General features: G+C 58.9%; 5 protein-coding genes and 2 pseudogenes. 3 read left to right on the top strand and 4 right to left on the bottom strand.

Annotation, left to right across the window (positions count from 1 at the left end):
- Nucleotides 1-136: pseudogene (locus CUC53_RS17600) on the top strand (alpha-amylase family glycosyl hydrolase); the annotation flags it as partial.
- Nucleotides 137-381: 245 nt separating this feature from the next.
- Here CUC53_RS17600 and CUC53_RS17595 read toward each other — a convergent pair.
- Entirely contained in the window at nt 382-1,875 is a 1,494-nt protein-coding gene (locus CUC53_RS17595; protein WP_100295321.1) for an alanine/glycine:cation symporter family protein, read from the bottom strand.
- Between the two features lie 335 nt (nt 1,876-2,210).
- On the opposite strand from CUC53_RS17595, the gene CUC53_RS17590 reads away from it, so the two are divergent.
- Together CUC53_RS17590 and CUC53_RS17585 are read left to right on the top strand one after the other, a co-directional pair.
- On the top strand, nt 2,211-2,660 hold the full coding sequence (locus CUC53_RS17590) for a GNAT family N-acetyltransferase (protein WP_100295320.1): 450 nt from the start codon (nt 2,211-2,213) through the stop codon (nt 2,658-2,660).
- Between the two features lie 31 nt (nt 2,661-2,691).
- Nucleotides 2,692-3,483: a M90 family metallopeptidase gene (locus CUC53_RS17585; protein ID WP_236757964.1), complete on the top strand. Its 792-nt coding sequence runs from the start codon at nt 2,692-2,694 to the stop codon at nt 3,481-3,483.
- Nucleotides 3,484-3,560: 77 nt separating this feature from the next.
- Here CUC53_RS17585 and CUC53_RS17580 read toward each other — a convergent pair whose 3' ends face one another.
- The 3 genes and pseudogenes from CUC53_RS17580 to CUC53_RS17570 all read right to left on the bottom strand — a co-directional run.
- On the bottom strand, nt 3,561-4,136 hold the full coding sequence (locus CUC53_RS17580) for an acetate uptake transporter (protein ID WP_100295318.1): 576 nt from the start codon (nt 4,134-4,136) through the stop codon (nt 3,561-3,563).
- Nucleotides 4,137-4,451: 315 nt separating this feature from the next.
- The gene (locus tag CUC53_RS17575) at nt 4,452-4,865 is read right to left on the bottom strand and encodes a MerR family transcriptional regulator (protein WP_100295317.1); all 414 of its coding nucleotides are present in this window, start codon (nt 4,863-4,865) and stop codon (nt 4,452-4,454) included.
- 34 nt (nt 4,866-4,899) lie between these two features.
- Nucleotides 4,900-5,802: pseudogene (locus tag CUC53_RS17570) on the bottom strand (hydroxymethylglutaryl-CoA lyase); the annotation flags it as partial.
- Nucleotides 5,803-5,813 lie beyond the last annotated feature (11 nt).

Genomic DNA, 5,813 nt, shown 5'->3' with positions numbered 1-5,813 from the left:
AGTTGGGGCAACTATCGCGGCCAACTGGAGTGAGCGGGAGGTGGCGCAGCGCTGGGCGGCGCTGTTCCAGTGGCCGCTGTTGGTCAGGCGTTGGTATCAGGGGGAGGCGCTGATCGAGCCGGAACAGGCGGTTGTGCTGGAAAAGGTGGGTGTCCAATAGTTCTCGTCTTTGGTATGACAACGTCCTCGGCTGGCTTGCGGCATAAATAGCCGAGTCAGTGTGACAACGTGAGGTGATGCCGACCAGCCGACGTTAGTCTCAGCGTCGGGCTCACTTCGGGAGCGGGGCGGGCCATAAAAAAAAGATGGCGGGAGCCGCCATCTTGGTTGGTTACGCTAACAGAGCGCAAGTCACGGTTGGTTTAGTTAACAGACTGCCAGTCACTTGGGTTGCTGGGGTGGGGCGACACGCTGCTCGGCAGCAGTGGTTGCTTGCGCAGGGTTAGCGTGCTGCTGGGTCCAATAATCGGCGTTTTTGATGCCAAGGCGCGCGGGGTCAAACACCGGCTCGAGTCCCTGGGCTTGCTGCGCTTCGTAATCTTTGAGGCAGCTAAACGCGGTTTTTTGCAGCAGCAAGATGGCGACGATATTAAGCCATGCCATCAGGCCGACGCCAATATCCCCTAAGCCCCACGCTAGGTCAGCGGTTTTGACGGTGCCGTAGACGGTGGAGGCCATCAGGGTTAATTTCAGCAGGAAGGTCAACCAAGGGCGATTCACCTTACGGTTGATGTAGGCGATGTTGGTCTCGGCGATGTAGTAGTAAGCCACGATGGTGGTGAAGGCGAAGAAGAACAGGGCGAGCGCCACGAACATGCTGCCAAAGCCGGGCATCATGCTCTCCATCGCGGTCTGTACATAGCCCGGCCCCGCCGCTACCCCGGCAATACCGGTGTATAGCGCGGCGCCATCCGGCCCTTGCACGTTATAAAGACCGGTGATGAGCAACATAAAGCCAGTGGCCGAGCAGACGAACAGGGTATCGATATAGACCGAGAAAGCCTGCACCAACCCTTGCTTGGCAGGATGGCTCACCGCTGCGGCTGAAGAGGCGTGCGGCCCCGTGCCCTGACCCGCCTCGTTGGAGTAGACCCCACGCTTTACCCCCCACATGATGGCCAGCCCCAAGATAGCGCCAAAGCCAGCGTCCAAGCCGAAGGCGCTCTTAATAATCAGCATTAATACCCCCGGCAGCGCCGAGATATTGAGGGCAATGATGACGCAGGCGACGATGATGTAGCCAAGGGCCATAAAGGGCACCACGGTACTGGCGAAGCTGGCGATCCGCTTCACCCCACCGAAGATAATGAAACCGAGCAACAGTGCGAGCCCTGCGGCCGTGACGTTCAGATCGATGGCAAATGCGGTGTGCAAGCTGGCTCCGATGGAGTTCGCTTGTACCCCGGGGAGCAGCACGCCGCAGGCAAAAATAGTGGCAATGGCGAAGGTCCACGCGTACCACTTCATCCCCAGCCCTTTCTCGATGTAAAACGCCGGGCCACCACGGTATTCGCCGTTGATTTTCTCTTTGTATACCTGGCCAAGGGTCGATTCGACAAAGGCGGAACTGGCGCCAAGGAAGGCCACCATCCACATCCAGAATAGGGCGCCGGGGCCACCAAAGGTGATAGCGGTGGCGACCCCAGCGATGTTACCGGTGCCGACCCGACCGGCGAGGGTCATCGCCAGCGCTTGAAAGGAGGAGACTCCCGCCTCGGTGCTCTTGCCATCAAACATCAGCCTGACCATCTCTTTGATGTGGCGCAGTTGCAAAAACCGAGTGCGCAGGGAGAAGTAGAGGCCGACTCCCAGACACAGATAGATGAGCGCAGGGCTCCAAATTACGCCATTTATGGCGTTGACTAACTCATTCATGGACAATCACTCCTTGTTGTTTTTTTGGCGAGGCATCAGCCGCGCGCTAGCACCATTGTGACCTGCTGGGAGATTAACAAAGGGGTTAACAGCCTAGGGGAAACAGTGGGGGCTCAGTGCGGGTAACATCACGCACTGAATGGGGTGTAACATAGCGATTCAGTCCCGCTCTTCCCAGCAAAAAATCTGACTCTGTTGCTAATTTGTGAATTGACAAGGCGAGCGGAGAATGGCTGTAACGTAATTTATTAATAAGGCCGCAACACCCGCCCCGACGCTAGCGGACAAAAGCGGGTGGCTGCCCAGTGATGGGCAGAACACCGTGAGGAGCCTGCATGATAAACGATCCCAATGCCCTGTTACTGCGCGCAGCCCAGCCTGCTGATGAAGCCGCCATAGCCCGTCTGTTTGTGCAACTGGGTTATCCTGCGGCCGCGCAAGGGCTGGTGGCCCGGCTGCAAGGCCACACCACTGCGGATCACACCCTGCTGGCTGAGCTCAACCACGAGGTGGTCGGCGTCGTGGTGTGGCACTGCGTTCAGCCTCTGCATGTGGCCGATAGTTGGGCAGTGATCTCGGCATGCGTGGTGGATGAGCACATTCGAGGCGCAGGGATTGGCGCGGCCCTGCTGCGTGGCGTTGAAACCATTGCTCGTCAGGCTGGTTGTGGTCATATGGAACTGTCTAGCAGCGTCAAACGCCTCGATGCTCACCGCTTTTATCTGGCCCAAGGCTATCAAGAGCGGCCAAAGCGCTTTGTCAAAACGATCACAGCTAACCAATAAGGAAAAGGACGTGTTGGGATTATGGCAATGGCTGCGTAACCGACGCGCCGCCAAGGCGCAGCAGCAACACGCTTGCCACACCTTGTGGCAGCAGGCTCTGGCCGCGGTGCCGATCCTGCAGGGGTTAACCACGCAGGAGCAGACTCACCTCATCGCCTTGGGGCAACAGCTGCTACATCGCAAAACCCTGACCCAGCTTGGTGTCGCGTTAACGCCCCAGCAGCAAGCGGTATTAGCCCTGCAAGCGGCGTTACCTATCTTGCATCTTGGTGTGGCTTGGTATCGCGGTTTTCACGAAATCATCCTGATCCCCACCCCTGTCACGCGTAGGCAGGAAGAGCAAGATGAGTTCGGCTTGGTAAGCGACGTGCTTGAGGAAAACGCCGGGGAAGCATGGCCCCAAGGGCCGCTGGTGCTGGCATGGCGCGAGCTGCAGCAAGATGGCGATTGGGACGGGGTCAATCTGCTGATCCACGAACTGGCCCATAAGCTCGACATGCTAGGCGGCGAAGCGGACGGCGCCCCCCCGTTGCCCCGTGGGATGAACCCAACCCCTTGGCAGCAGGCCTTTCAAGCCGCTTTCGATGCGCTGTGCCAGCAACTCGACCGAGGCGACGTGCCCGCCATTGATCCCTATGCCGCCGAACACCCTGCCGAGTTTTTTGCCATCTGCTGTGAGCTGTTTTTTACCGATCCACTGCGGCTACGCGCCGTTTATCCTGCGGTATATCAGCAGTTGAGCCAGTTTTTCAGCCAAGACCCCGCCCAGCGCTTCCCGCCGACCCGCTTACTGGCAGGGGAGGGCAGCGGATCTTTTGCATGAACACGCTTAAGGAAGCGCCACCCATAACAAAAAAGCACCCGAAGGTGCTTTTTTGACGTGCTAAGCCACTTGTTCTCTCAAACGGTGGCTTTTTTGTGATCGCCAATAGGCAGCACGGTGCGGCCATATTGTTCATTGATCACCGTGGCCATGGCCAGATAGATGGCGCTGGCACCACAGATAATCCCTTCAAAACCGGCGATGGTGCCGATGAGTTCGCTACCCGTAAAGTCGCGGGCAGCCAGCAGGAAGAACAGCACGGTCAGGGAGGCGAACACAAATTGCTTCACCCGTGGGTAGTTGATGGTGCCCACCAGCATAAACAGGGTGAAGATGCCCCACATCAGCAGATACCAGCCCATGTAAGCGTGGGGGGTCGCCTCAGCCAGCCCCATGGTGGGCATGACCAGCAAAAACACCAAGGTCCACCAGAAGATGCCGTAAGAGAGAAACGAGGTGACGCCGAAGGTGTTACCGCGTTTGAACTCCATGATGCCTGCGATGATTTGCGCCAAACCGCCGTAGCACAAGCCCATGGCCAAGATCATGGCGCTGATCGGGAAAAAACCTGCGTTGTGGATGTTCAGTAACACGGTGGTCATACCAAAACCCATCAGGCCCAGCGGGGCAGGGTTGGCCAATTTTTCGCTCACGTGGCGTTCTCCAAATAATAAAGAGGTAAGGGGGGATAAATGACGCGCGATTTTAGGCAGGCGGTGTCGTTCCCGCAAGGGGAGAACGGTTTTTTGCGTAAAAAAATAACACTTCTTTGGGCTAAAACAAGAAAAGCTAGGAAGTCGTGCTGGAACATGCGATGAGACGGGAGTGAGAATAGGTTTTTTCGGTAGCTAAATAACAACTTTGAAAGTTAAGTACGTTATTGCCGGTGCCGGTGTGTGGGCTGAGCGGGTCAACGGTGTGCCGTGATGCCCGTCACTGGGGAGCCTGTTGCGCTGTCTGAGCCCGCTTTATGGTGGTGGGTCCTTTGCGAGGTGGGCAAGGGAGTCAATACAGCGCAGTTTGGCGGCGTCGAGTTCGGCCATCACGCTGGCAATGTCGTCTAACTGCTGGCGCAGGGCTTGGCGCTTGCGCTCGATCAGCTGGATCATCGACATCAGTTGGGTGGTGCTAGAGCGGTCGGTGTCGTACATGTCAAACAGCGTGCGGATCTCGGCGAGGCTAAAGCCAAGGCGCTTGCCACGTAGGGTGAGTTTTAGACGGATTTTATCCTTGTGGCTGTAAATGCGGGTCTGCCCTTGCCGAGTTGGGGTAAGCAGCCCCTCATCTTCGTAGTAGCGGATGGTGCGCGCGGTGATGCCAAACTCGTGCGCCAGCTCCGAGATGCTATAGGTCATGGCGTTGCTAGGCAAAGAACGGGGCATGGCGGTGGCTCCTCTGGTCAATCATCGGCAATGGTTACGGCGTGGCGCACAGCCGAGCGCGCAGCCGCTCAGCATTGGCGTGCAGCGCTAAGCCGACCCGTGAACCATTAGGACGGCCGAGCCGCTCGCTGATCCACTGGCCGGTGGCCGCCAGTTTGCCCAGATCAACCCCGGTCGTCATACCAAGGCCGTGCAGCAGGTAGACCACCTCTTCTGATGCCACATTGCCGGAGGCCCCCGGCGCATAGGGGCAGCCGCCAAGACCCGCCACCGAGCAGTCGATGGTGCGGATCCCCCGCTCCAGCGCGGGCAGCAGGTTGGCCAAGCCTTGGCCGTAAGTGTCGTGAAAGTGGACGGCCAGCCGCCCAGCGGGGACTTCGTGCAGCACCGCATCCAACATGGGCGCTACGGTGCCTGGGGTGCCGACGCCGATGGTGTCCCCTAGCGAAATCTCGTGGCAGCCTAAATCCAGCAGCTGTTCGGCCATGGCGGCGACCCGTTTTGGCCGCGTTGGGCCATCGAACGGGCAGGCAATCACGGTGGAGAGGTAGCCGCGCACTTTGATGCCGAGGCGGCGTGCCTCCTGCACCAGCGGAGCGAAACGCAGCAAGGATTCATCGACGCTGATCCCCATGTTGGCGCGGCTGAAGCCATCGGAGCAGGCGGTAAAGAGGCCAATCTCGTCAGCATGGACGGCAATGGCGGCTTGTAACCCTCGCTGGTTGGGCACTAGGGCGCCGTAACGGGTCGGCCCCTTGCGCGGCAGGGCCTGAAAAAGGGCGGCAGAATCGGCCATCTGTGGCACTTTTTTGGCACAGACAAAGGCGCCTACTTCGATCCGGCGCAGGCCACTGTCGGCGAGTCGCTCAATTAACGCCAGCCGCTCCGCGAGCGGGAGGTAGCGGCGCTCATTTTGCAGCCCATCCCGGGGGCCGACCCGTTACGGCG

This window comes from Aeromonas cavernicola, assembly GCF_002795305.1.
Classification (GTDB): Bacteria; Pseudomonadota; Gammaproteobacteria; order Enterobacterales; family Aeromonadaceae; genus Aeromonas; species Aeromonas cavernicola.
This window is presented reverse-complemented; position numbering and strand designations above follow the sequence as displayed.